We start from the raw sequence: 20,736 nt of genomic DNA, 5'->3' as shown, positions 1-20,736 counted from the left end.
CGATATGGGAAGTGATCAGGCACCAGAAAGCAAGCCTCTCAAAGGGGGAGCGGCAGGGAGATCTTTTCCTGCCAGGGCGGGGAAGTTTTTTGCCGCCCTGGTGATATTTCTGCTGGTGCTTGAAATCCTGCTTCACCTTGGATGCCGCCTTGTGAAAGGCTGCTGGTACCCCGCCCTGCGGGCCCGCGAGTATCCCCCTCTTTACAGGAAAGACAGCGAGTTCCGGTGGCGTGTTCTGCCGGGCCTTCATATCCCCTTCGTGACCAGGGAGTTTTCCACCGAGATAATCACTGAATCGAGCGGCCTGAGGGTCATAGGAGGCGAGGGGAGTTCTTCGCCTGTCCTTGTCATAGGGGACTCCTTCTCCTTCGGGTGGGGAGTCAATGCCGGGGACTCCTTCCCCTTTCTGCTCATGAAGGGCATGGCCCGGCCTGTCATCTCTGCCGGTGTTCCCGGATTCGGCCTGGAACAGGACGAAAGGATGCTCGGGACAATGCTTGCCACGGTCAAGCCATCCCTTGTCATCGTAGAAACCTGGCCTGTTGACTGGGATATTCTGAACGCCGACAACATGGTGGAAGTTGATCATTATCTCGTGACGAAATCAACAGTGGAGCATACGCCTCGCCTGCTGGTCTCTGCGAGAATCGCCCTCATGAGGTATTCCCCCCTTTTCGGCGTCGTTGATACCGCAGGGAAAGTCATCAAGGCCATGGGAGGGAAAAAAGAGCTGCTGGGCGGATACGGTCTTGATGCCTTCATATCGGGTGAGCAGCCTGAGCTGATCAGGGATGCGCGCAGGAGAGCCTTTCAGGCCCTCAGGAACATGCACTCGCAGGCCCGTGCCCATGGGATTCCCCTCGTTGTCGTCGTCGTGCCCTCGAGCTTCCAGATCTATGGCGGCGACCTTCCCCAGTGGACCAGGGCCTATGGCATTTCGGGAGCGCCCGATCTCGAGCGTCCCAACAGGGAGCTTGCAGCCTTTGCGGAGAAGGAAGGCATTGTGCTTGTCGATCTGCTGGAGGCCTTCAAGGCCTCCAGGGAAGGAGGGCGGCTCTACTATGTCATGGACCCACATTGGAACAAGAAGGGCCATGCTCTTGCGGCAGAGGTCATTGAGAAATTCATCGCCGGCAAAGGCCTTGTGAAAGCCCCGAGGTGAGCTTATTTTTTCCCCTCACGGGTGAGGTAGCCCCTGTCAATGAGGAACTCTCCGATATAATCGGCCATCACCTCGTTTCCCTGTTTTGTCGGGTGGACCATGTCGCTGAACAAGGTCGTGTGATAATAGGTCTGGTAATAGGTGAAGGGGGCGATCAGGTCGATAAAGCCGGCTTTCCGTGAGAAGGCCAGGTCGCGGACGGCCTCGCGGTACTCGGCCTCCTTGAATCTCAATCCCGATATGTTGGCAGGGAGGTTCAGAAATATGACTCTGGTTCCCTCCTTTGATGCGAGGGAGAGAAATTCTTCCATGGCATTGCGGTAGTCCTCGCAGGGGACCCTCATCTGAGCGGTATCGGGGCCCTGATAGCGCTCCAGGAAGCTGTCGCCTTTGATTCTGACCCTGAGCATCCTGAAAAAGGCGCTTCGGTAGAGAAGGGATTTCAGGAACTTTCCCGCCTCCGATGAGGAGAGCTTTGCCTGGTCCGGCTCCACGCAGGGGGAGAGATCATTGTTGAGAAACCCGATTATCAGCAGGTCAGGCTTGTATTTCACCGCCGTTCTGCGGTAGAATTCGAGGCCCTGGAGGGAAGTGTATCCCTGGCAGCCGCCGTTCATCACCTCTACAGGCTTCACGGTTTTTTCCTCCGAGAGCTTTTTCTCGAGACAGTATGGGTAGGTTTCCTTGTCGGAGATGTTGATGTTCCCGAAGGTCACGGAGTCCCCCAGGCAGATGATCCTGCAGGTGCCGGGAGGCCTGGAGGCCTTTACGGGTGGGGCTCCGGGCCATGTCCTGAAGCCGTCGGCATTTGTAGAGACAGTGCAGCTCCCCATGGGAGTCATCACCTTGAAGGCGGCAAGATTTTTCCGGGGGGCAAACATGAGGTAGGCATCAGGGATGAAGATCTGGTTTTCCCTGTGCCACTGCCTGGTGCTCCATTCCATGAGGCCCAGAAAGGCCGCCGCAATAAAGATATTAAGCAGTATGAGCTTTATGATTCTGGAGGGACGACGGAATGCTTCCCCGTAATCAGGGAGCTTTTTCTCTTCGGAGCCTTCGGCTGCGTGCTCTTTACGCATGGTAATCCCTATTTTTTTTCTCCTTCATTGAGAAACCCTTTCTTGTCAATGAAGTCTGCGATACCCTGGGCCATGACCATGTTCCCGTAAGCGTTGGGATGGATGGAATCGACGGTGAAGAGGGGGATTCTCTTCTTCTCATACTGCGAGCAGAAGTAAGTATAGGCATCAAAGAGGGGAATTTTTTTCCCGCTGGCAAGATCATTGAGAGCTTCGCGGTAATCCTTATCCTCCTTGGAGACAACGCTCCTTGCCGTGGGAAGGTTCAGAAAGATCAGCTTTACCCCGCGGTCCTCTGCAATCTTGATGAATTTCTCCATTGTCGCCTTATACTCTTCAAGAGAGACCCGGCTCACTGACCCTTCCTTTCTGCCGGCTTCAGGGTCCTCCTCCACTTCCTGCACACCCTGTTTCAGCTTGCGGTAAAAAGCGCTTCCGTAGAGGACTGACCGTGTGAGCTTTACCGGGCCGGGAATATTCATTCTGTCCGAGTCGCGAACAGGCACCTTGACCATTTCATGGTGCAGATAACCGATGATAAGAAGATCGGGGCTGTAGGCAAGGCCTCTCCGCCTGAGCAATTCCATGCCCTGCAGGCAGGTATATCCCGGGCACCCCCCGTTGATCACCTCGAAATCCCTCGAAGGGTGCTTTCTCTTGAGGAATTCCTGCAGGTAATAGGGATAGGTCTCTTCATTGCCTATGTCATAATTGCCGAAGGTGATGGAGTCCCCGATGCACAGTACCCTGTAGGTGCCGGGATTCTTTTTCCTGTGGACTCCCGCCGCCCTGAAGCCGTCCTCGTTGGTTGAGACGGAGGACTGGACCCTGAAGGGATTTGATCTGCGGTAGTCCTTGAGGTCGGGCCTGATCCGGTAAAAGGTATAGGCGTCAGGCACGGTGAGGGCCTGCTCGGGGTAGAGAGATCTCGTGGCGACCTCAATTGCAATGAGGCTCAGAAGGACTATGATGAAAATGCCTATCGCAGAAGTATAGAATCTCTTTTTGCCCGAAGGCTTTCTTTCTGCATTTTCGCCAGCAGGGGGCACGCCAGTCTCTGGCGACTGCGAAGGTGGTGATTCTGACAAGAGCACCTCCTGTGATGTTCACTCCGTGGTGAGGGAGAGAAGGGAGCCAGGCTGGGATGAGGAGAGGTGAGGTTCCCTAAAAGATATTATACATGGTTTTGATATATCTGGGGTAGCCTCCCTCGAAGAAAAAAATAAACCCGATGAGAAGCAGAATGATGAGTAGTACCCAGAACAAGGGATTTCGGAGCACTGCAGAAAGTATCTTTTTCTGACGGTCCTGCATTTCCTTTGGTTCCTCGCGTTATTCTCTCTATTCTCCTTTTTCCCGCCATCTCCTCTTTCATTGCGGCCTTCCTGAGTTCCATGGCCGATGAATCTCTCTGTTCTTTCCCGTATCAAAAGGAAGGAAGCACCACCATGCAAAAGCCTGTATGAGCAAGGTCCCTGTGGAGGAGAAAGAGCCATGAATGCCCCTGTGCTGAAATAAGGTTATTCCTTCACCTTGAGCACCGCCAGGAAGGCTTCCTGGGGAATGTCCACGTTCCCGATGGTCTTCATGCGCTTCTTGCCTTTCTTCTGCTTTTCCAGGAGCTTTCGCTTGCGGGTGATGTCGCCGCCGTAGCATTTTGCAAGGACGTTTTTCCTCATGGCCGAGATGGTCTCCCTTGCAATGATCCTTCCGCCTGCCGCCGCCTGGATTGGTATCACGAAGAGGTGGCGCGGTATGGCATCCTTCAGGTTTTCCACGAGGCGCTTTCCCGCAGCGTAGGCATCGTCCTTGTGGACAATGAGCGAGAGGGCATCGACCTTTTCACCATGGACCAGGATGTCCAGCTTGATAAGATCCGCCTTCTGGTAGCCGGTGGGCTCGTAGTCCAGGGAGGCGTAGCCTCTTGTGCGGCTCTTGAGCTGGTCGAAGAAGTCGGTGATTATCTCGGCGAAGGGGATCTCGTACGTGAGGAGGTAGCGGTTTTCCAGGTGGCACTCCATGTTCTTGAAGATGCCGCGCTTGTTCTGGCACAGGTCCATGACGGCTCCGACAAAGCTCTCGGGGCACATTACCGTTGCCTTTACGAGGGGCTCCTCGATATACTCAATCATGGTGGGATCGGGGAGCTGCGAGGGGTTTTCCATCCTGAGCAGCTCCTGTGCCGTGGTATAAACCCGGTACACGACGCTCGGCGCCGTGGCGATGAGGGTGAGGTCGTATTCCCTCTCGAGGCGCTCCTGGATAATCTCCATGTGGAGGAGGCCCAGGAAGCCGCAGCGGAAGCCGAAGCCAAGGGCCAGCGAGTTTTCCGGCTCGAAGACCAGGGAGGCATCGTTGAGCTGGAGCTTCTCAAGGGCGTCACGGAGCGACCCGTACTCGGTGTTGTCCACGGGGTAGAGGCCGCAGTAAACCATCGGCAGCACCTCCCTGTAGCCCGGCAGGGCCTCGGTGGTGCCCTCGACGGCCAGGGTCACCGTGTCGCCCACCCTTGTCTCCTTGATGTCTTTGATCTGCCCGATGAGGTAGCCCACATCACCAGCCGTGAGAGCCTCGGTGCGGGTCATCTCCGGCTTGAATATCCCCACTTCGTCCACTTCGTAGGTTATCTGGGAGGACATCATCCTGATGTGCGTTCCCTTCCCCACGGTCCCGTCAACGAGCCTGATGAACAGGATGACGCCCCTGTAAGAGTCGTACTGGGAATCAAAGATGAGAGCTCTGAGGGGCTTGCCGCTCTCCCCTTTCGGCGGGGGAAGACGCTTCACGATGGCCTCGAGGACCTCCCTGGTGCCGATGCCTTCCTTGGCGGAAACCAGCACGGCATCGTCTGCCGGAAGGGCCAGGATATCCTCGATCTCCCTTTTTACCCTTGGAGGATCAGCCACGGGGAGATCTATCTTGTTGATGACAGGGATCACTTCCAGGTTGTTCTGCATGGCAAGATAATAGTTGGCGAGGGTCTGGGCCTCTACTCCCTGCGAGGCGTCTACCACGAGGAGGGCTCCGTCACAGGCTGCAAGGGACCTTGAGACTTCATAGGTGAAATCAACGTGGCCCGGCGTGTCAATGAGGTTGAGGCGGTAGGTCTCACCGTCGGGGTGGTGATAATCTATGGTGACTGGATGGGCTTTGATGGTAATGCCTCTTTCCCGCTCAAGCTCCATCTTGTCCAATACCTGGTCGGCCATCTGGCGGGGAGCGATGGTCCCCGTGAACTCGAGAAGCCTGTCAGCGAGCGTTGACTTGCCGTGATCGATGTGGGCGATTATGGAAAAATTGCGTATGGTGCTCATTCTCTGTTCCATGAGAGCTGCTCCTTGGAGGAATGCGTCTTTTTCAAAAGCGGGGCCGCCGTCACCTTGTCAGTGGGAACCCCTTGTGGGCAAATTCTTGAATTTCATCACGGAAAGTCTTTTTCCTTCACCAGAGGAGAGGAATCTGAAGGGAAAATCGCAGGGGGCTTGCCTCGCTCCTGCTGCAGGTGCCCTCAGGCTTTCAGCTTCTCGATGAGCTCATCCCAGAGGGTGGCCCTGGCAAAGTCGCTGGCAAGATAGCGCTCGTGGGGATTCACCTCTGCACCCGTCTCGGTTTTGTAAGAGTCGATGAATCCCTTCGTGGGGATATAGATTGAAACTCCATGGGAGCCTCCGCCTTCTTCACCGGCGTGCATCTCGGCCACCACGGCCTGCTTGATCTCATTCATCACGCTCTCTGCTGCTTTCTTCACCTCGGGCGATGCTATTCCGCCGCTTGAAGCAAGGTTTTCAGCGAGGCTGTAAAGATCGCGGTAATCCTGGCAGAGCTGCTCATTAGGGATGACCAGACAGTAATTGTGGGTCTTCATCACGAGGTCCCTCACAAGGATTTTCATTTCCGGCCGGGCGGCCATGAGTTTCAAAAGGGCGTCTGCAAGGTCGTTTGTGCTCGCGGCAATGCGATCTGCGCCTTCCAGCTTCAGCGCCGACATGGTTTTCGTGGAATCCGTGGCGTGGGATGACTCTTCCACTATTATCTGCGCGCATTCCTCGGCGGAGAGGGGGCCTGCCTGCGCATCGTCTTTCATGTGCTTCACGATTTTCGCTTCAGGCCATCCCAGCGGATATTCAATCTCCTCGGTAGCCACAAGGTACCCTGCGGCATCCCTGAGCTGGTAGGCCACCTCGGCCTGGGCCATGAGGCATGTGTCAAAGCCTATGATATCAACTTTTTTACCGGTGAGATCCTGGGCCTTCCTCATTGCCAGCGACATCTCGTTGATGGTCATGGTGTGCTTCACTTCGTTGTCATCAGGCGAGCCAAGAAATCCGTAGCCATGATCCATCACCACCACCAGGGTGTGCTTTGAAGGATATTTTTTCATTCCCCAGGCGACAAAGTCTGCCAGGGTGTCGGGATTGCTCATATCGGTAGGGCCGAGGCTCTCCACCGGCTTTGAGTGGAGCATGTTTTTCAGTAATTGCGTGGAGCTTGCCTTCCAGGGCATGCGGGGCTCTTCCTGCTCGGGTATCTTGTCGGTATGCTTTTCAATGAAGAAGCGGTTCCCGCCGGGAAGGACCTCGGAGTTTGACGCTCTTCCAAGCTGCGCCGCCACATTCACATTGCCATCACTTCCCACGGCCTCCAGCCTTGAGATCTTCTTGATCATGTCGTCGGAGATGGCGTTATTTCCTGCAAAGTAATAAAGGACGGTCCATTCTTTCTCTTCAGGGGCAGGGGGGCTTCCCGGTGCCTCTCCCTGCGAAGGCACGTACCTGTCGCCGGGTGAAGGGGCCTCCGGGGCGCTCTCTTTCCGGGGTGCCTCCCTTTGTGGAATGTGGGGCTGATTGTTGCTGTGTAGTGGTGATATCATAAAATGCTCCATGGTAAGTAATTCCATACTCATGATAGCAGAAAGCCGGCAAAATGAATATTGAAAAATTATGAACATTTTACGTCACTTTACTTTTCGCGGGGGTGAGTGATATATAAGGTAAGGGGGCCGCGGCCCCAATTCACAATTATTTTACAAATATTTAATGTTCTGTCAACAATACGGACACACTCTGGCAATGGAAATAAGGGATAATAAAAACAGAACAATTTTATGGTGACAGCAGAAACTGTAAAAAATCTCCTCTAAGGAGGCCTTCACATGATCGACAAAATAGGCGAAATCGGCGGAGGAAAGCCACAGGAAGTACGCCAGACTGTGGAAAAGAGTGCTGGGGATCTGATAAAGAACCAGGTGGGCGAGGCCCAGGACAAGGGCGGCATCTCGACAATAGATGCCGGCGAGGTCTCTGACGAGGCCATGGAGCAGCTTGAGGGCCAGGGCGGAGAAGGCGCCGACATCGAGAGCATTCTGAAGAACATCCTTGAGGCGAAGCAGCAGGGCCAGGGTGAAGATGAGGGCGCCGAAGAGGCCGGCGAAGAGGGGGCCCAGGCCGAAGGGGGTCCCCAGCAGGCGAACCAGGCCCAGGGTGCCCAGGGAGCCGGCGACGGTAAAAAAGAAGTAGAAGAGGTCAAGGTGTCATGGAGCCCCCTGATGAAGGAGGGCCAGGTCCTCGACACAGGTGACGCCATTGGCCATTTCAATATCTCGCGCGAAAAGAAGCAGGTTGACGACAAGCAGGCAGGCGGGGGCGCCCAGGCACCGCAGCAGGGGAGCGCGCCGCAGGCGGCTCAGCCCGCGGCGGGGAAAGGCGCGGTCGGCAAGGGCGCCAAGGTGGGCGCAATGAGGGTGGCGGAAGCTCCCAAGGGCCAGGACGGCAAGACTCCCCAGATGATGAAGGGCGCCAACGGCCCGGAGGACCAGGGAAAGGAGCAGCCCAAGGGCAGCGGGGTCGAGAACAAGGGTGACGGCAAGCTCTATGTCAAAGACGAGGGAACCGGCGAGATGATAGAGATCCCCGAGAACGGAGATATAAAGGCGACCCATCCCATGAAGATCATGCAGCTGGGCAAGATCGGCGAGCTGAATCCCGGCGATCTCCTCTTCACCTATGAGTTCCCCAAGGGAGACGAGGTGGAAAAGAGCAAGAAGGCCAAAGAGCAGGGCCTTGACCCCGTCGAGGGGGTAAAGCAGATGGAGCAGCAGGAGAAGGCCGGGGGAGCCGGTGAAGAAAAGGACAGGATGAAAGAGAAGCAGCCTTAGAGCTCAGGAACGTGAAAAGCAAGGGGCGGAACTGAGCCGCCCCTTTTTGTGTACGGGCCTTCGCGGTGTTCCGCGGGGGCCTTTCCTCTTTTCCGCGAAGCCTCACTTGTTCATATTTTGTTTACGGCAATTTAACGAAAAAGCAACAAAAAGGCAACAGAACGGCAATAAAAATAAGGCATACTATAAGTAGACAGTTAAAAATGTAAACATATAAAAATGTAATTAGTGGGACTGGTCAAAGGGGAACTGACCGAAGGGGAGGCGATGACATGACTGGCGTGAAGCTGGGCAGGGCAGAAGGTATGACTTCTCTCGGCGCCGGGGGCGGTATTTCTTTCCCGCGGGGCGGCGAGGCAATGACCCATGGTGAGAAAAGGGAGGCATGTGACGGCGGAGAGCTGTCGGAAGAGGCCCTCGAAGACCGGGAAGAGCGTGGTGGCGGTAATTTCGGTCTTCTTCTGAGGAATATTCTGCTCGACACCAGAGGAGAGGTGATTCCTGAGCAGGATGACATTCTTGAGCTTCCCCCTGCCGTGCGCGGCTCTGCCATCGGCCCTGAAGCATCAGAAAGAAGAGGCAATGGCCCGGGAAAGCAGGAGGTTGAAGAGGTATCCGTTGAATGGCGGCCTCTTGTGAGCGTCCATGAGCTCGTTGAGCGCGGCCGTTCCTGGGGGCGCTTCCATGTCTCAAGAGAGCGCAGGTATCTCGAAGGCTCCGTGGGAGATGAGCCAGGCCCGGGAAAGAGCAGGGCGGTTCTGAAAAGCGCAGGGGATTCTCCCTGCGGCGGGAATCCCGGGGAAAGCGGCCATGGCGCCTTCACCACTCTTGATGAGGGCGGCCATGTCTTTGTCTATGACACGGAGTCAGGGGAGAAAAGAGAGATCCACGACGACGAGGAGCTGCAGGCCACCCACCCCCTTGCAGTGAGCACCATCGGCAGGGAGGGCGCCCTTGAGGCCGGGGAGGAGCTCATGAATTTCAAGTGCCTCTCGCCGGAAGAAGTCCGCTATTATAAGATGCTGAAGGAGCGGGAGCTGGGCGGGTGCTCACCCGGGGGGGCAGCGGGAGAGGCTGGGTGCTCATCATCGGAGTACAGGAAAGAGCTCGATGTGGAGCTGATAAGTGCGCAGTGGCTTCCCCGCGAGGAAGAGGGAAGCTCCGTAAAAGCCGGGAGGCCCCTGGGAATATGCTCCGCCGGCCGTGAGAAGAAGATTCTCGAGGTGCTCCCCCAGGACGGCATTGAAAAACTTGAGAGCCTGCCCCTGGGCGCCGACGGGAAAAGGCCTTCCCTTGCCCATGACGGCGGGAGCCAGAGGGCTTTCTCCCCTGCCGGTGAGAGAGGCGTCTTGTCGATCTGCCAGCAGGGAGCAAAGCTTGTTGTCATGGATGGGCAAAGCGGCGATACCGAGGAGCTTTCGTCACAGCAGGAGGTTACGGCGAAGCGCCCTTTCATGGTCATTTCTGCAGAGAAGCCAGGCTTTCTTCCGCCTCCGGGAAAAGTGATCTCCGGCGAGTAGGGGATTCAGCGCGAGCGCCTGGAGCGCCCTCCCAATCCCAGGACGCCAAGGATGCCCCTTGTGAGCTCTCTCGCCACCGTGGTGCCGATGGTCCTTGTGAAGCTCCTGCTCACGTCCTTCACAAGGGGGTTGTCCATGATGGTCTCTTCGTGGGCCTTCTTTGAGGAAGAGGGCTTTTTTCTCTCCTCTTCGGCCTCTTCCCTGCTGCGGGCCTCTTCAATCTTCGCCGTGAGCAGCTCGTAAGCGCTCTCCCTGTCGATTGTCTCACCGTATTTTTTCACAAGGGGTGAGCGTGCCACGAGGGCCTCAATCTCCTGGGGCGAGAGAATGCCCATCCTCGAGGAGGGGCTCCTCAGGAGGCATGCAGCCAGGGGAGTAGGGGCCCCCTTTTCATTGAGGGCGGTGACAAGAGCCTCGCCAATGCCGAGCGCGGTGAGAAGCTCGTCGGTCCGGTAAAAGGAGGACAGGGGATAGTTCTCGGCGGCGAGCTTGATGGCTTTCCTGTCCTGGGCGGTGAAGGCCCTCAGGGCATGCTGGATTTTCAGGCCCAACTGCGAGAGGACCGAAGAGGGGATATCGGCGGGGTTCTGCGTGCAGAAGAAGACGCCGACGCCTTTTGAGCGCACAAGCTTGATGATGCGGTTTATCTCCTCCGAAAGCTGCGAGCTGGCCTCTTCGAAAAGGAGGTGGGCCTCGTCTATGAAGATGGCGAGCTTGGGCTGCGAGAGGTCCCCCTCTTCAGGGAAGGTGGAATATATCTCTGCAAGAAGGCAGAGCATGAAGGTGGAGAAGAGCTTGGGCCTCTCCTGGATGTCGGTGAGGCGCAGGACCGAGATGACGCCCCTTCCCTTCTCGTCGGTCCTCTGCAGGTCATCGACTTCAAAGGACTTTTCGCCGAAGAAGAGGTCCCCCCCCTGCTGCTCAAGCTCCACGATCTTTCTCAGGATTATCCCCGATGACGTGGAAGAAAGCTTTCCGTAGGCCTCCTCGAACTCCTTCTTCCCCTCGCTGCCGGCATACTGGAGGGTTTTCTTGAGGTCCTTCAGGTCAAGGAGGGGAATTGCCCTGTCGTCGCAGTACTTGAAAAGGATCGAGACAATGCCCCCCTGCGTGTCGTTGAGGCCAAGGATGCGGGAGAGGAGCACGGGGCCGTACTCGGAGACAGTGGCCCTGAGGCGCACCCCCTTCTCCCCGGAGAGGGAGAGGAACTCCACGGGGAATGCTTCCGGCGTGAAGGGAACGCCGATTTTTTCATGGCGCTCCCTGATGGCTTCGTTTTCTGCCCCCATGGCAGCAAGACCCGAGAGGTCGCCCTTCATATCCATCAGCAGTACAGGCACGCTCTCTCTTGAAAGCTCGCCGGCAATGAGCTCCAGGGTTTTGGTCTTGCCTGTCCCCGTGGCACCGGCGATAAGTCCATGCCTGTTCAAGGTGGCGAGGGGGATTTTTACGGGGGCTTCAGGCAGCGCCTTTCCCTCAAGCATCGCCGCGCCGAGAAGGATGTGTCCTCCCTTGACGGTATATCCACTCTGCATCTCCTCCACGAAGGTCCTCGCGGTATCTCCCATGGTGTTCCTCCTTATCATGCTCCAGGGCATAACTGACGAAATTCAGGCCTGGCTATTTCGGGCCTTCAAGCCTGGTGATCTTCTTGAAAAGATCGAGCCTGGCCTTGTAGTGCTGACCTTCCTTGAACGTGAGCCACTCGGCTTCCGACCTGGCCTCGTAGGGGTATGAGTTCCCCTTGGCATCGGCAAAGAGCACGAGGTATTTTTCCGTTTTCTTTCCTTCCCGCTCCTTAGCCGGTGATTCCGCGGTGCGCAGGTCCGGCCACCGCGCCTCCTGTGTCTTTCCCTCGGCCTTTTCGGTTCTTGCCGCGTTCCAGCGGTCGATGTCGTAGGCAAGCTTTGTGCGGTACGACGGCACCTGCTTATAAACGGGATCCTGGTAGGTTACAGTGCGCTCCACCTCCCTGTAGAGGGGGCGCTCCTCGTAAATGTCCTCGAAATAGCCGTTCCCCTTGTCCTTTACCCCCACCTTGACCTTCTCAGTTCCTGACTGCACCTTGTCAGTCTCGAGCCTGGTCCTGGTGACGGTGCCGGTCTGCACCTGGTCATAATGGTGAACGGCCCGTGTTCTCTCCCTTATACGGGCCCCGGCAGGCACTTCGCCTTCCCAGGCCGTTTCTCTGAAGGTGCCAAGCTTCTCCACCTCGACGGTGCGCGTCCATTGGAATCCCGAGACTTTCAGGGTGGTGTCGCGGGAGCCGAAGGCTATGAGCGCCAGGAAAAAGACCACGAAAAGGACAAAGCAGCCGCATCCATAGGAGAGGCTCCGTTTCAGCGACCCCGATGCACCCGGGGGAGGTGTGCGGGAAGGAGGCTGCTCCCTCCTGTCAAACCGGATGTCCTTGACTTCCCTCGTTGCGGCGCCGTCTTTTGCCGCGCCGCATCCCGTGCAGGCAGGGGCGCCGGCCTTGTTGTCGCCCCCGCAGAAAGGGCATTTCCAGTCCGGGCCGGCCTGTGCCTTTGTGAGCTCCGCCTCGCTTGTGACCTCGCGGGCGCTGTCGGGCAGGTAGAACTTCACGTCGTCGCCGCGGGGAGCGCCGCATCCCGTGCAGTGCTTGTCAGGCCCCTTGTTCCCTTTGTATTCACAGTTCGGGCAGTCCCATGCTCCTTCATGAACGGCCATCGGCATGTCTCCTCTCGAGGGTGATGAGGTGATACACAAGCAGTGCCGCCATTATCCATATCAGTATGATAACGGCGGCGGCAACGAGATTCACCGGTTTTTTCTCTTGTTCCGCACCGCGGGCTTTTTCCCTGCACTCCTCCAGAACTTCGGGGGGGATGAGGGCACAGGCGGCCCATATCCCGAGGGGGAGCAGTATCAGGTCATCAAGAAGGCCGATAATGGGGATGAAGTCAGGGATAAAATCTATGGGGCTGAAGGCGTACGCTGTCACCACAAGGGCAAGGGCCTTTGCATGCCAGGGAGTGCGGGGGTGGCCCAGGGCAAAGGAGAGGGTCATCACCTCACACTTGAGGATCTTTGCCCTTTTCTTGAGCTCATCCCACATTCCCATGAAAGCCTCTCACGGTAAAACTCTTACAGATTCAGAGAGCGGTGACGTTCTGTCCGCTTCCCCGGGAGCGGGCACTCGCAGAGCCTCCTTCAGGAGGAGTCCCCAGGCGAGATTTTTCTCAAGGTCTTGAGGGCGCCGCGGTGCTTTTTGTCGGCGATCCTTCTTCTCGTTACTGCTGCCGGGACTCCAGTGGGAATGCGAGGCCTCCTTTTCCTTGACCGGGCGGCGATCTTCTGCTGGAGCCGCTTCAGGGCAAGGGCCATGTTGGCAGCCTGCGATCGTGACTCCGTGGCGTGGACCACTATCCCTGTAGGGGTGTGGCGCAGCCTTACCGCGGTCTCGCGCTTATTCTTGCGCTGACCCCCGGGGCCGCTCGACTTGTAGAACTCGAACTCGCATTCCTGCTTAAGCTTTTCCAGTGACTCTTCCACGGTCTTTTCCGGCTTCCTGAAGGTCTGCCTATTCCTCCCCCTGCTTTTGTTCATCAACACCCGGAGGGGCCGGCTCCTCGGGCACGCCGGGCCTGAGGGGAATGGGCATGGCGTGGGGCGGAATGCCCAGCAGCAGGGTGTTCCCCTTCGAGCTTTCCAGGGCCTGGATCATCCTCAGGTAGAGGAGCGAGGGGTTCTTCTCCATCAGGCGGCCCGCGTTGGCAAGGTTGCGCAGCGCCGCAGTCTCACCCCGGGCCTTTTCAAGAGCGGCAAGCCCTTCATGGCGGGCATTCACCACCTGGGCGAAAATTTTCTTGAGATCTCCGGGGAAGGTGATATCCTTGATGGCTGCCGAGTGAAGAGTGAGGCCAAGCTCGAGGGCCTTCGGTGCCGCCGCTTCAAGGAGCGCCGCGTTGAGGCGGGCCCTTTCCCTGAGAAGGTCGTCAATGGAGAAAGAGCCCACAATCTCCCTCATGGCGAGCTGGATCATCAGGTAGAGGGCTGTGGCGTAATTCTCCTCGTGGTTCACGGCCTTAGCAGCATCGGTGATCTCGTAGCGGGCCGCCACGCTCACCTTGAGGGCCACGCCGTCAGAGGAGAGGATCTCCTGGCCGGGCACAGTGGCAAAGCGGGGACGAACATCGATGAGATCGATGCGCGTGGTCCTCGTGTAAATCCAGTAGCTTCCGGCCTCGAGCACCTCCGTGCACCTGCCGTTGCAGTACTTGAGGCCCCTCTGGTATTCGTAGACCGTCACTTTCATCAGCAGGGATTTGACCCAGTGATAAAGGGCCAGGGCTACCGTCACGCCCACGATGAGAATGAGAATATGGAGCACGTCCCGCATAGCTTCCTCCTGTCTTCCGGCTCTCCCCCCCTGGGATCTCGGAGAGAGGCGGAGGCGCGAGCCTGCAGGGCCCCTGTTCCGGTGCACGGGGCACGGGATCCCGGGAGGGAGAGAATGAGGGAGTTGAACCCACTTCCACCAAGTGGTGCAGGCCACGACACGCGGGACCGCCGCGGTAACTTCCGCGGGGCCGCTCTGATCCTGCAGCGTAATTATAGCAGATGGGGGAGGAGAACTCAAGGCAGGAGATTTTTGCGTTTCTGCGGAGAAGGTATTCTTCTCTTCTTGGGGAAAATGATAGCAAGGGAGGTGTTGCCATAATGAAAACAAAAATGAGATACTTGGCCATAATTCTTGTCATAGCCCTCGGAACGGGATGCTCCGGCGGAGGGGGAGATACGACCACGTGGGGAGGCACTTCGCAGGGAGTGGTAGCCTCACCCAAAGTGACCTCAATAAGCCCCGCGAGCCTTGCGACAAGCCTTCCCATCACCATTGCAGGCCTCAACTTCGGCACTATGACAACGGGAACGACGACGGCGAACAATTACGTGCGCTTTGAGAGCACGACGCCCATGGGAGTCTCCGCAAATGCCGGAAGCCATATTTCATGGGCTGATCAGCAGATTGTCTGCACTGTCCCCACGGGGCTCACCGCAGGCGCTCAATATGTCATAATAGTCAATGTGCTCACCACCAACGGGCAGTATTCAAGCTCTTCGGTTCCCTCCACAGAAAATACCGGTATTGTCACCCAGTAACGGGCGCAAAGAGAACTGCATATGCGGCACCGGGCACGGGTCCGGAAGGAAAGGAGATCCCAATGCTTTATCCCTTTGAGTATCATGCCCCCCGCCAGGAAAAAGATCTTCTGCAGCTTCTCTCAGAATCACTGGGCACGGCAAAGCTGCTCGCAGGCGGCACCGATCTTCTCGTGGATATGAGGGCGGGAAAAATCCATCCCGGGAAGCTCATTGACATCAAGAAGATAAAGAGCTACCACGAAATTGACTTTGACGGCGGCTCAGGGCTGTCCATAGGCGCTGCCGTGCGGTGCATCGACGTGATGGAGAGCGCCCTCATCAGGGACAGATTCCCTCTGCTCGCCGGGGCGGCCTCGGAGCTAGGGTCGCCGCAGCTCCGCAACAGGGCAACCATAATGGGAAATCTGTGCACCGCCTCGCCAAGTGCTGACATGGCCCCCCTCCTTCTCTGCATGGGCGCCAGGATAAGGATCGCTTCCCTCGAGGGCACCAGGGAAGTGGATCTTGGCACGTTTTTCACGGGAGTCAAGGCGACAGTGCTGGGTCCCGGGGAAGTGGCTGAGGCGATCCTGATCCCTCCGTCAATGGCAGGAGCCCGCGGAGGCCATGAAAAGCTCAAGCGTATCAGGGGCCACGACCTTGCCCTTGCGAGCGTGGCGCTCCTCAGGACGGACGGCCGCCTCCGCGTTGCCGTCGGGGCCTGCGCCGTCACCCCGCTGCTTTTAAAGGAATTCGCCGCCGGGGCCACTCCAGAGGAGGTGTGCACCGCGGCGCGTCAGGCCATCAAGCCAATAGATGACCTGAGGGCCTCGGGAGAATACAGGGCTTTCATGGTGGACACCTTTATCAGGCGCCTTATGGCCGGGGCGAACTAAGCAAGAAGGAAGGGCGACCTATGAAAATCGAGATTACAGTGAACGCAAAGAAAGTAATCCGCGAAGTGGAGGGCAACAGGACCCTTCTTCATTTCCTGCGGGATGACCTGGGCCTCACGGGGACCAAGGAGGGCTGCGGCGCCGGGGAATGCGGAGCATGCACGGTGCTGGTGAACGGTGAGCCCGTGAACTCCTGCCTCGTGCTGACCGCCGAGATGGACGGAGCATCAGTTGAGACCATCGAGTCGGAAGCCCGGGAGGGGAAGCTTTCTCCCCTCCAGGAGGCTTTCCAGCGCCATCATGCCGTGCAGTGCGGCTTCTGCACTCCGGGTATGATAATGTCCCTCAGGGCTCTCCTCAGAAAGAACCCGAAGCCTTCAGAAGAGGAGCTGCTGCATGCAATAGAGGGGAATTTCTGCCGCTGCACAGGGTACAAGCAGATAGTGGAGGCCGTCGGCGATGTGACAGGTTCCGCCGGGAAGGGGGAGCTGACCTATGCGTGATACCGAGCCGCGTGAATCATTGAAATGTGTCGGTCACGGCGTGGAGCGCCTCGATACCGTCGAGAAGCTCACAGGCGAAGCCCTCTACACGGCTGACCTGAGGCTGCCGGGGATGCTCCATGCCAAGGTGAAGAAGAGCCCCCACGCCAAGGCAAGAATTCTGAAGATAGACACCTCCGATGCCATGAAGATTCCCGGTGTCCATGCCATTCTCACCGGCGACGAGCTTGACTACCGCGTGGGGCTGTACCTCGTGGACAAGCACATCCTCGCGAAAGGCACGGTGAGGCATTTCGGCGAGGCCGTTGCCGCCGTTGCCGCCGACACGCTGGAAAATGCCCAGAAGGCCATAGAGCTCATCAATGTCGAGTACGAGGTGATGAAGCCCGTACTGGGGCCTCTCGAGGCCATCGAGAAGGACGCCCCCCTCGTGCACCCCGACCTGGGCTCTTACCGCTACATCGAGGCGGTCTTTTCTCCGCAGCCGGGCACCAATATCGCAAACCACACCAAGCTCAGGAAGGGCGACGTGGAGAAGGGCTTCCAGGAGGCAGACTTCATCGTGGAGCGCAGCTACTCGAACCCCAACGTGCAGCATGTACCCATGGAGACCCACTGCTCCATCGGGCAGTGGGGAGCCCGCGACAGGCTCAGCGTCTGGACCTCCGCGCAGTCCCCCTTCACGGTGCGCAACCTTTTGGCGCATTCCTTCAAGCTGCCCCATAACAACATCAGGGTCGTAATCCCTTACGTGGGCGGCGGTTTCGGAGGGAAGGCCGGGATCCACCTGGAGCCCCTGGTGCTCTGCCTGTCCCGCAAGGCCGCAGGTCGGCCCGTGAAGCTCGTGGCCACACGCGAGGAGGAGTTCTCCATGCTTCCCTGCCGCTCGGGCCTGGTCTACAGGATAAAGACGGGAGTAAAGAAAAACGGCCACATCACCGCCCAGCACATGACGATGTACTGGGATTCAGGCGCTTATGCCGATTACGCCGTGAACGTCACGAGGGCTTCAGGATATTCAGGCGCCGGGCCTTACGAGATCCCCAACGCCTGGCTCGATGCCTATACCATGTATACCAACAAGCCATTCGGCACGGCATACAGGGGCTTCGGCCACGTGGAGTTCTCATGGGGCATCGAGCGCCACATGGACCTGGTGGCGCGCACCGTGGGCATCGATCCCCTCGAGTTCAGGAAGATAAACGCCCTCAAGCCCGGCTCCATGACCCTCACGGGCGAGGAGATCACCGAGCATTCAGGGAACGTGACGAAGTGCCTCGAGGCAGTGGCGAAGTCCATAAAGTACGGCAGTCTTACGGACGCCGAGCGCGAGAGGCAGGAGAAGACAGGGCTCAGGATAGGCAAGGCCGTGGCGGCGCTCCACAAGGCGCCGGCAATGCCACCCTTCACGGGCACGGCCGTCATCCTGAGGATGAACGAGGATGGCTCGGTAATGGCCACCTTTTCCCTCACCGAGATCGGCGCCGGTACTTACACGTCAGTGGCGCAGATCATCGCCGAGGAGCTCCGCTTCCCCGTTGAGAGGGTGAAGATCCCCATAGAGAATGACACCGATCACGATCCTTATGACTGGCAGACCGTGGCCTCAAAGGGACTTCTGCTCACCGGGAACGCCGGTATTCTCGCGGCGCGCGATCTCCTTCGCCAGGCATACGATATGGCCGCGCAGGTGCTGCGGGCCAACGTGGCCGATCTTGATCATGATGAGGAGAAAGTCTTCATTCGCCATCATCCCTCTCATCATGTGACCTTCAGGAGCATGGCAGTGGGGTATGCCTACCCTGACGGGAGGGGCATAGGAGGCCCCCTCGTGGGCGTAGGGCGCTATGTGGCCCAGGGCCTCACCAACCTCGACAAGGAGACAGGCCAGGGGAACCCCGCGCTGGACTGGACTTACGGTGCCCACGGCATCGTCGTGGAAGTCAACGACAAGACAGGCGAGTATGCCATCAGGAAGGTGGCCTCGGCCTTTGACGTGGGGAAAGCCATCAACCCTCTTTCCGTGAGGGGGCAGGCCATCGGGGGAATGCTCCAGGGCCTGGGCACCGCCATGTGCGAGGGGTATCTCTATGACGCCGAGGGGCATCTGCTGAACCCGAGTTTTACGGACAACAAGATTCCCACGTCCCTCGATCTCCCCATGGAGGTGGAAAGCATTGTCGTGGAAACGCCCCAGCTGGACGGGCCCTTTGGTGCCCGCGGCGTGGGAGAGCACTCCATGATCGCCATCTGCGGCGCCCTCGGAAATGCCCTGCAGAATGCCTGCGGCGCCGATCTCACCCACATGCCCATAAGGGAGGAGGATGTATGGCGGGCCCTCAAGGTCAAGGCCGCGGCGCCCGCATGATTAAGATAACGGAAAGTACCCAAAAGTTGACGAAATTGTAACAAAAAAAACTTGCATTGCCCCTGCCGATATTCTATAATGATGATGTGGGAAGAACTGCGTGACGACGGCTCCCGGAGAGAGGGAGACCGGAGAAATCGCGAATTTATGGAGAAAACATCATGATAGAAAATCCCGGCAATCTTGGCAGCTATGACAGCATCTCCCACCTTGCCCCAGGCGGGGCAAAGGGCACCCGTCCCCAGAAGTCTCCCCGGCCCCCCGAGACCGGGACTGAAGCTCCCCCCGACAGGGCCGATCTCAGCACCGTGTCCTACAGTACCAGCGACTCCATGGGGGTAAGCCGTGATCTTGACAATGCCAGTTACTCATTGTACCCGGCCGGCGAAAAGACCTTCACGGTAAATACCACTTCTATCGATGGATCCTATTATTACAGCCCCGGGGAAGATCCGGCGCCGTTCCGCAACGGCAACCCCGTGGAGATCGATCCCTTTGAGCCCACCAGCAACGTGAGAGGCACCGCCTACGAGGAGCCGCCCGAGGAAAAAGAGTGGACTGTCCTCATGTATATGGCCGGTGACAACGACCTTGAGCCCTATCTCGTGAACAACCTGAAATCTCTTGAGAAAGTCGGCTCAGGATCCAATATCAACATCGCGGTGGAGCTTGACCGAGGCGACGCGCCCCGGTCACCCGTGAGCCGCTGGAAAGGCTCCAGGCGCTTCCTGGTGCAGAAGTCCGATGACCCGAGAAAGATCACCTCCAAGCCGGTCCAGGACCTCGGGAAAGTGAACATGGCTGACCCGGAGCACCTCTCCGACTTCATCCAGTGGGGCATGAAGAATTACCCGGCGCGCCATTACATGGTCCTCATCAATGATCATGGCTACGGCTTCATGGGCATAGCCGACGACAAGGGAAACAAGCACTCCATGAACCTCACGGAGCTGGGGAAAGCCTTCGATACGGCCACCAGGGACACGGTGACCGGCGGGGTGAAGGATGCCGTTGACAAGACAGGGAAGAAAATAGATATCATAGGCTTTGACGCCTGCCTCATGGCGCAGGCCGAGGTGGCCTATGAGCTGAAAGATTATGCCGACATCATGATCGGCTCCCAGGAGGTTATCGGCAGCGGTGGATGGCCTTATGACGACATAGGCAACAGCGACAGCCAGATTTTCAAGGGTCCCGAAGGCTCACAGGCGCCTCCCGATGTTGCCAAGGGACCAGGGCCTTCCATGAGCCCGGCTCCTTCCATGAGCCCCCGGGGATATAATCCCTATATCGGGCTCTCTGACTTTCTTGCCCTCGCGGAGAAGATCATCACCAGGAAAGGCGCCCTCAATCCCGAGACTTTTGCCCATGGCATCGTGACCTATTGCGAGCGGCACCCCGAAACAACTCCCACCATGTCGGCCGTCCGGTTGGGAGAGTTTGCCGAGAAGCTTGCTGATTCGATGAAAACGCTGGCCTCAGCCATTGATGAATATCCTGACAAGGCGGCGCTTCTCGATATAGTCAACAGCACCCAGCAGTTCAACCTCCAGTCGCCTGAGCAGTCTCCCTATGGAGATTACCGCGACATTCACCATTTCTGCCAGAATATTATTGATTCCGGGACACTCAAGGATGAGAAGCTGAAGGAGGCGGCGAAGGGAGTGCAGAAGGCACTGAAGGCCATGCTGCTCGATGTGACCGACAGCAAGAAGCTTCCTCCCAAGTATAAGGATGCCCACGGGGTCTCGGCCTACCTTCCCGACACGGTGGGCTCCACTGATTTCGGCTACAAGCAGACCAAGTTCGACAAGCGCACCGGATGGTATGATTCCCTGAGCAAGCTTGCCTCCTATGACCCGGAGCAGAAGTGGGAGACCCTCTATGAGCCTCCCAAGGTCAAGATGAACAGGCCTGAGCCGCCTGAGGTGGAAAAAGCATGACAGGG

General features: G+C 57.8%; 17 protein-coding genes. 8 read left to right on the top strand and 9 right to left on the bottom strand.

Translation table 11 applies throughout. From position 1 onward, the window contains the following. Positions 1-4: 4 nt before the first annotated feature. Complete coding sequence (locus RDV48_02165) at positions 5-1,162, top strand: hypothetical protein (protein MDQ7821581.1); 1,158 nt, start codon at positions 5-7, stop codon at positions 1,160-1,162. Between the two features lie 2 nt (positions 1,163-1,164). Here the strand turns inward: RDV48_02165 and RDV48_02160 are convergent, their stop codons facing one another. From RDV48_02160 to RDV48_02145, 4 genes are all read right to left on the bottom strand, one after another. Next, positions 1,165-2,241 carry an SGNH/GDSL hydrolase family protein gene (locus RDV48_02160; GenBank protein MDQ7821580.1) on the bottom strand — a complete coding sequence of 359 codons (1,077 nt, stop codon included), beginning with the start codon at positions 2,239-2,241 and terminating at the stop codon, positions 1,165-1,167. Positions 2,242-2,249: 8 nt separating this feature from the next. Further along, positions 2,250-3,329 (bottom strand): SGNH/GDSL hydrolase family protein, encoded by a 1,080-nt coding sequence (locus RDV48_02155; protein MDQ7821579.1) that lies wholly within the window; start codon positions 3,327-3,329, stop codon positions 2,250-2,252. A gap of 432 nt (positions 3,330-3,761) precedes the next feature. After that, the gene (lepA, locus tag RDV48_02150) at positions 3,762-5,567 is read right to left on the bottom strand and encodes a translation elongation factor 4 (protein MDQ7821578.1); all 1,806 of its coding nucleotides are present in this window, start codon (positions 5,565-5,567) and stop codon (positions 3,762-3,764) included. A gap of 182 nt (positions 5,568-5,749) precedes the next feature. Further along, positions 5,750-7,111, bottom strand: a complete 1,362-nt coding sequence (locus RDV48_02145) for a clostripain-related cysteine peptidase (GenBank protein MDQ7821577.1) — start codon at positions 7,109-7,111, stop codon at positions 5,750-5,752. Positions 7,112-7,393: 282 nt separating this feature from the next. Between RDV48_02145 and RDV48_02140 the strand changes: the two genes are divergently transcribed. Further along, positions 7,394-8,395 carry a hypothetical protein gene (locus RDV48_02140; protein MDQ7821576.1) on the top strand — a complete coding sequence of 334 codons (1,002 nt, stop codon included), beginning with the start codon at positions 7,394-7,396 and terminating at the stop codon, positions 8,393-8,395. A gap of 272 nt (positions 8,396-8,667) precedes the next feature. Then, entirely contained in the window at positions 8,668-9,915 is a 1,248-nt protein-coding gene (locus tag RDV48_02135) for a hypothetical protein (GenBank protein ID MDQ7821575.1), read from the top strand. Positions 9,916-9,920: 5 nt separating this feature from the next. On the opposite strand, the gene RDV48_02130 is transcribed toward RDV48_02135, so the two are convergent. The 5 genes from RDV48_02130 to RDV48_02110 form a co-directional block, all read right to left on the bottom strand. Continuing rightward, a complete protein-coding gene (locus RDV48_02130; protein ID MDQ7821574.1) occupies positions 9,921-11,483 on the bottom strand; it encodes a DUF853 family protein in 1,563 nt (520 codons plus the stop codon). A gap of 52 nt (positions 11,484-11,535) precedes the next feature. Continuing rightward, positions 11,536-12,606, bottom strand: coding sequence for a zinc finger protein (locus tag RDV48_02125; GenBank protein ID MDQ7821573.1), 1,071 nt, complete (start codon positions 12,604-12,606; stop codon positions 11,536-11,538). Then, the gene (locus tag RDV48_02120; protein ID MDQ7821572.1) at positions 12,593-13,000 is read right to left on the bottom strand and encodes a DUF1232 domain-containing protein; all 408 of its coding nucleotides are present in this window, start codon (positions 12,998-13,000) and stop codon (positions 12,593-12,595) included. The genes RDV48_02125 and RDV48_02120 overlap by 14 nt, the downstream gene beginning before the upstream one ends. Before the next feature lie 89 nt (positions 13,001-13,089). Continuing rightward, on the bottom strand, positions 13,090-13,485 hold the full coding sequence (locus tag RDV48_02115) for a peptide chain release factor-like protein (GenBank protein ID MDQ7821571.1): 396 nt from the start codon (positions 13,483-13,485) through the stop codon (positions 13,090-13,092). Then, positions 13,460-14,278 carry a slipin family protein gene (locus RDV48_02110; protein MDQ7821570.1) on the bottom strand — a complete coding sequence of 273 codons (819 nt, stop codon included), beginning with the start codon at positions 14,276-14,278 and terminating at the stop codon, positions 13,460-13,462. The genes RDV48_02115 and RDV48_02110 overlap by 26 nt, the downstream gene beginning before the upstream one ends. A gap of 320 nt (positions 14,279-14,598) precedes the next feature. Here RDV48_02110 and RDV48_02105 point away from each other — a divergent pair, with 320 nt between their 5' ends. The 5 genes from RDV48_02105 (at position 14,599) to RDV48_02085 (ending at position 20,731) form a co-directional block, all read left to right on the top strand. After that, the gene (locus tag RDV48_02105; protein MDQ7821569.1) at positions 14,599-15,039 is read left to right on the top strand and encodes an IPT/TIG domain-containing protein; all 441 of its coding nucleotides are present in this window, start codon (positions 14,599-14,601) and stop codon (positions 15,037-15,039) included. Between the two features lie 62 nt (positions 15,040-15,101). Next, the gene (locus tag RDV48_02100; protein MDQ7821568.1) at positions 15,102-15,917 is read left to right on the top strand and encodes a xanthine dehydrogenase family protein subunit M; all 816 of its coding nucleotides are present in this window, start codon (positions 15,102-15,104) and stop codon (positions 15,915-15,917) included. Positions 15,918-15,937: 20 nt separating this feature from the next. Next, positions 15,938-16,420: a (2Fe-2S)-binding protein gene (locus RDV48_02095; GenBank protein ID MDQ7821567.1), complete on the top strand. Its 483-nt coding sequence runs from the start codon at positions 15,938-15,940 to the stop codon at positions 16,418-16,420. After that, on the top strand, positions 16,413-18,788 hold the full coding sequence (locus RDV48_02090; GenBank protein MDQ7821566.1) for a xanthine dehydrogenase family protein molybdopterin-binding subunit: 2,376 nt from the start codon (positions 16,413-16,415) through the stop codon (positions 18,786-18,788). Before RDV48_02095 ends, RDV48_02090 begins: the two co-directional genes overlap by 8 nt. Positions 18,789-18,949: 161 nt before the next feature. Next, complete coding sequence (locus RDV48_02085; protein MDQ7821565.1) at positions 18,950-20,731, top strand: clostripain-related cysteine peptidase; 1,782 nt, start codon at positions 18,950-18,952, stop codon at positions 20,729-20,731. Positions 20,732-20,736 lie beyond the last annotated feature (5 nt).

The sequence above is a fragment of the Candidatus Eremiobacterota bacterium genome, assembly GCA_031082125.1.
GTDB lineage: Bacteria > Vulcanimicrobiota > CADAWZ01 > CADAWZ01 > Ess09-12 > Ess09-12.
The sequence above is the reverse complement of the archived record's forward strand: the minus strand, read 5'-3'. Positions and strand labels throughout refer to the sequence as shown.

Coding starts and splice junctions, on each gene's coding strand:
- RDV48_02100 (MDQ7821568.1), top strand. CDS start 15,102: ATGCTTTATCCCTTTGAGTATCATGCCCCCCGCCAGGAAAAAGATCTT.
- RDV48_02090 (MDQ7821566.1), top strand. CDS start 16,413: ATGCGTGATACCGAGCCGCGTGAATCATTGAAATGTGTCGGTCACGGC.
- lepA (MDQ7821578.1), bottom strand. CDS start 5,567: ATGGAACAGAGAATGAGCACCATACGCAATTTTTCCATAATCGCCCAC.
- RDV48_02120 (MDQ7821572.1), bottom strand. CDS start 13,000: ATGGGAATGTGGGATGAGCTCAAGAAAAGGGCAAAGATCCTCAAGTGT.
- RDV48_02140 (MDQ7821576.1), top strand. CDS start 7,394: ATGATCGACAAAATAGGCGAAATCGGCGGAGGAAAGCCACAGGAAGTA.
- RDV48_02110 (MDQ7821570.1), bottom strand. CDS start 14,278: ATGCGGGACGTGCTCCATATTCTCATTCTCATCGTGGGCGTGACGGTA.
- RDV48_02160 (MDQ7821580.1), bottom strand. CDS start 2,241: ATGCGTAAAGAGCACGCAGCCGAAGGCTCCGAAGAGAAAAAGCTCCCT.
- RDV48_02095 (MDQ7821567.1), top strand. CDS start 15,938: ATGAAAATCGAGATTACAGTGAACGCAAAGAAAGTAATCCGCGAAGTG.
- RDV48_02105 (MDQ7821569.1), top strand. CDS start 14,599: ATGAAAACAAAAATGAGATACTTGGCCATAATTCTTGTCATAGCCCTC.
- RDV48_02085 (MDQ7821565.1), top strand. CDS start 18,950: ATGATAGAAAATCCCGGCAATCTTGGCAGCTATGACAGCATCTCCCAC.
- RDV48_02115 (MDQ7821571.1), bottom strand. CDS start 13,485: ATGAACAAAAGCAGGGGGAGGAATAGGCAGACCTTCAGGAAGCCGGAA.
- RDV48_02135 (MDQ7821575.1), top strand. CDS start 8,668: ATGACTGGCGTGAAGCTGGGCAGGGCAGAAGGTATGACTTCTCTCGGC.
- RDV48_02125 (MDQ7821573.1), bottom strand. CDS start 12,606: ATGGCCGTTCATGAAGGAGCATGGGACTGCCCGAACTGTGAATACAAA.
- RDV48_02145 (MDQ7821577.1), bottom strand. CDS start 7,111: ATGATATCACCACTACACAGCAACAATCAGCCCCACATTCCACAAAGG.
- RDV48_02130 (MDQ7821574.1), bottom strand. CDS start 11,483: ATGGGAGATACCGCGAGGACCTTCGTGGAGGAGATGCAGAGTGGATAT.
- RDV48_02165 (MDQ7821581.1), top strand. CDS start 5: ATGGGAAGTGATCAGGCACCAGAAAGCAAGCCTCTCAAAGGGGGAGCG.